Source organism: Frankia sp. CeTa3Moorea (assembly GCF_978021225.1).
Genome location: NZ_CDXDOR010000223.1, coordinates 2,638 through 6,083, shown reverse-complemented (window position 1 = coordinate 6,083; position 3,446 = coordinate 2,638). Strand labels below are relative to the sequence as shown.

6 protein-coding genes are annotated in these 3,446 nt (G+C 67.6%); 4 read left to right on the top strand and 2 right to left on the bottom strand.

Annotation, left to right across the window (positions count from 1 at the left end; genetic code table 11):
- Positions 1–68 precede the first annotated feature (68 nt).
- On the top strand, positions 69–296 hold the full coding sequence (locus tag AC08OV_RS23095) for a group II intron maturase-specific domain-containing protein (RefSeq protein WP_476620307.1): 228 nt from the start codon (positions 69–71) through the stop codon (positions 294–296).
- A gap of 19 nt (positions 297–315) precedes the next feature.
- Here AC08OV_RS23095 and AC08OV_RS23090 read toward each other — a convergent pair whose 3' ends face one another.
- Positions 316–957 (bottom strand): transposase, encoded by a 642-nt coding sequence (locus AC08OV_RS23090; protein WP_476615522.1) that lies wholly within the window; start codon positions 955–957, stop codon positions 316–318.
- A 308-nt stretch (positions 958–1,265) separates the two neighbouring features.
- Entirely contained in the window at positions 1,266–1,763 is a 498-nt protein-coding gene (locus AC08OV_RS23085) for a flavoprotein (RefSeq protein ID WP_476620306.1), read from the bottom strand.
- A 218-nt stretch (positions 1,764–1,981) separates the two neighbouring features.
- Between AC08OV_RS23085 and AC08OV_RS23080 the strand changes: the two genes are divergently transcribed.
- The 3 genes from AC08OV_RS23080 to AC08OV_RS23070 all read left to right on the top strand — a co-directional run bounded on the left by AC08OV_RS23080 (position 1,982) and on the right by AC08OV_RS23070 (position 3,377).
- Positions 1,982–2,182 (top strand): hypothetical protein, encoded by a 201-nt coding sequence (locus tag AC08OV_RS23080; protein ID WP_006543091.1) that lies wholly within the window; start codon positions 1,982–1,984, stop codon positions 2,180–2,182.
- 53 nt (positions 2,183–2,235) lie between these two features.
- Positions 2,236–2,535 (top strand): hypothetical protein, encoded by a 300-nt coding sequence (locus AC08OV_RS23075; protein ID WP_476615524.1) that lies wholly within the window; start codon positions 2,236–2,238, stop codon positions 2,533–2,535.
- A 389-nt stretch (positions 2,536–2,924) separates the two neighbouring features.
- The gene (locus AC08OV_RS23070) at positions 2,925–3,377 is read left to right on the top strand and encodes a dCMP deaminase (protein WP_476615525.1); all 453 of its coding nucleotides are present in this window, start codon (positions 2,925–2,927) and stop codon (positions 3,375–3,377) included.
- Positions 3,378–3,446 lie beyond the last annotated feature (69 nt).

Genomic DNA, 3,446 nt, shown 5'->3' with positions numbered 1-3,446 from the left:
CCCTCACCCTCTCGGCGGCTTAACTCAGAGTCACCGAAAGCTGGTCAATACCTGACCAGTAACGGCGGATCCACCTGCGCACGGCCGAGGACATCGGGGCGCTCGCGGCGTGGCTGAATCCGGTCATTCGTGGCTGGATGAACTACTACGGGATGTTCTACCGCTCTGCGCTGGACCGCCTATTCACCCGCATCAACACCTACCTGGTGCGCTGGGCCAGACGGAAGTTCAAACGTCTGAGGTCGTTCAAGAAGGACAAACGATGGTGGAAGGGCCTGACCCGAAAAATAACGTGAGGTGACGGTGGTGCCCGGTTCAGGCGGCCTCGGGGAGGGGGTCGAAGCGGACGGTGTAGCCGAGGGTGTTGGCTTGGCGGGTCAGGCGGCGCAGGGCGCGTTCGGGGTCGCGTCGGGTGTAGTAGTCGCCGTCGAGGTTCTGGTAGTCGGTGTCGTTGGTGAGCATGTGCCAGACGGCGGTCAGGATGGAGTGCTCGATCGCGACGAGGGCCTTCTTCTTGCCCAGCCGTGGGGCGAGCCGGCGGTAGCGGGCGCCGAGGTAGGTGGTGTCGCGGGTACGGGCGGCGGCCATGGCGGCGGTGCCCAGGGTGCCGCCGAGCCAGTGGTTGCCGTGCGGGGTCTTCCCGGATCTGCGTTTGCCGGCGGACTCGTGGTGGCCGGGACAGACCCCGGCCCAGGACGCCAGGTGTCCGGCCGACGGGAAGCGGGTCATGTCGGCGCCGGTCTCGGCGATGATGGCCTCGGCGACGGTCCGGCCGACCCCGGGGATCGTGACCGGGTGGTCAAGCTGGCGGGCAAAAGGGCGTATCTCCTCCTCGATCCAGCGCGGCGCACCGGTCGTGCAGCAACTCCACCAGACGTCTCCGATCCCCGGACGGCTACCAGGCGCGGCCGTCCGGAGGGACCACAGGTCTCGGAAGAGTCTGACCCGCGTGCTCATGGCAACAATCAACGGCGCCTGTCAGCGGTCCCCGCGCCATCCTGACTCCCGAGCTCGGGAAGGCATCACAGTGACACCGGCGTCCCGGACGGCCGCACCCATGATTTTCCCGCCCCCACGGCGGCCAGCGCAGCGGCCCCGGTTCCTGACCCGTAGACAGCCCCGCCTGTTCGCCCACTGGGCATGGACCACCAGCTTCTGACGAACCGGATGGGACGAGCGGAGCGACAGGAGACCGTCACGCTCCGTTCTGTAGGAGCCCGGGGGTGAGATCCCCCCGGGCTACCCGGCGGACTGGTCCAGGACGGTCAGCTCCCCGCGGTCCTATAGTCCGCTTCGTCGAGTGCGAGTCCCCACGGAAACGTGTCCAAGTGCTGGCCGCCGGTGTGGGGCTCGTGCGGCTGCCAGGCCCCCGGTCCCATGAGGATGTGGGCTCCGGCCTTCTTCAGCTCAGTGACGCTGCGCTGGAAGGCGAAGTGCGCGGCCAGAGCCGAGTTGACGAACGGCAGGACGATGACCGGGATACCCAATCCGAATACCTCGGCCAGGACACCAAGGGCGTAGTTGTCGCTGGTACCGGCAGCCCATTTGTTGATCGTATTGTAGGTCGCCGGGGCGACGATGATCGTGTCTGCCTGGGGGAACGAGTTCGATCGTGGCTCGCCTGGCTGGCGGTAGACGCTCTTCACGGGATGACCGGTCTGTTCTTCAAGTGCTGGTATGTCGATGAACGCCACGGCCGCCGGTGTGGTGATCAGGCAGACGTCCCATCCTCGGGTTTGAGTGAGGGGCCACGAGACGGTCAACGTGGGGCGCGACTCCTGCCGCGCAGCGGGCACCACTCCGATGGCTGATGTGAACGGATGCTGCCGCGCCCAGCCTTCGCGTGCCAACAGCCGCAGGCACATCGGCCGTGTCAGCTTGGGTCCGTCAGCCCTGAGGCTCGCCCAGGCTGCCGCCGCAAGCCATCATGGACGAAGCTAAGGTTGGGTCGACACGATGCGCACCGATGCGGAGGCTGGCCATGGACGCGACGGCGCAGCCCTACCCTGAGCCCCACGAGTGGGTTGATGAACCCGACCCCGACACCAAGCGCGCGATCGACGAGGCCCACGAGGATGTCGAGGCGGGTCGCACCGTCTTCTGCCTGTCCGACGCTGCGTTCGATGCCCTTCTGGACGAGCTGGACCAGTTGGCTGTCGAGGAGCACCCGAAGGCAAGCTGATGAGCCGCGTACCTCCCGTGAGCTCGGAATGATCGACGCACTATCGTGACGGCGTGCCCACGTACGAGCAGGTGGCCCGCTTCGTGGCGGAGTACGCGCGGCTGACTCCCGAGCAGCGGCGAGCGTTCCGCCGCGCGGTCGTGCTGTTCCGCGAGGGCTTGGAGACGGGCCAGTTCCACCCGAGCCTCGGGGTGAAGGGCTTCCGCTCGGAGCCGGGCGTGTTCGAGCTGCGCTGGGCGAAGGACGGCCGGGCGCTGTGGGAGTACGGGGACCCCGTCCCAGGCCGGGACGGCCCTCATGCCCTGGGGCGAGTTCTTCAGCCCTGCCTATATCGAGGTCCAGCGGGCACATAGCCTCGCCGCCCTCGGTGACTACCCTGCCGCGGCCACCGGGTTCCGGGCCGCGATCGATGGTCTCCCCTCGGCTTTCTACCGCGACCGCGGTGTCTACCTCGCCCGCGAAGCCCCCGCGCACGCAGGAGCACGCGAACCCGAGCAAGCCGCGACACTCGGTCTCGACGCATTCACGGTCGGCGCCAGCACACACTCCGGACGCATCATGACCAGTCTGCGGTCACTGCGTGACGCCGTCGCCGGATGGCAGACTATCCCCCACAGGTACGCGAGTTCCGCCAGGCGATGGACCAGGTCCCCACGACCATCACCGTCTGACTACCATCCCGCTACCGGCTACCCGGTCTGCCTCCACCAGGGACCGGCCCCAGGGAAGGACGAGCTGCTCCATGCCCCAGCTCGACGATCAGCGTTGGATGACCCGGGCCATCGAACTCGCCCACCGCTGCCCGCCCGCCACCGGCGCCTACTCGGTCGGCGCCGTCATCGTCGACGAGAACAACGAGGAGATCGCCTTCGGCTTCTCCCGTGAGGTCGACGACGCGGTGCATGCCGAGGAGTCCGCACTCGCGAAGATCGTCCCCGACGACCCGCGGCTCGCCACCGCGACGATCTACAGCACTCTCGAACCCTGCTCGCAGCGCAAATCCCGGCCACGCACCTGCACCCAGCTCATCCTGGAAGCGAAGATCCCACGGGTGGTCATCGCCTGGCGTGAACCCAGCCTCTTCGTCGCCGACTGCCAGGGCTACGAACTCCTCACCCAAGCCGGCATCACTGTCGCGGAACTGCCTGAGCTTGCCGAGAAGGCCCGAGCCATGAACGCCCACCTGTCAGTCTGACTGAGGAGTGAATTACCGGACCACGGAGGGGCTGGGTCGGGGCGTGCGGGATCGCGCGGGGACCCGGTG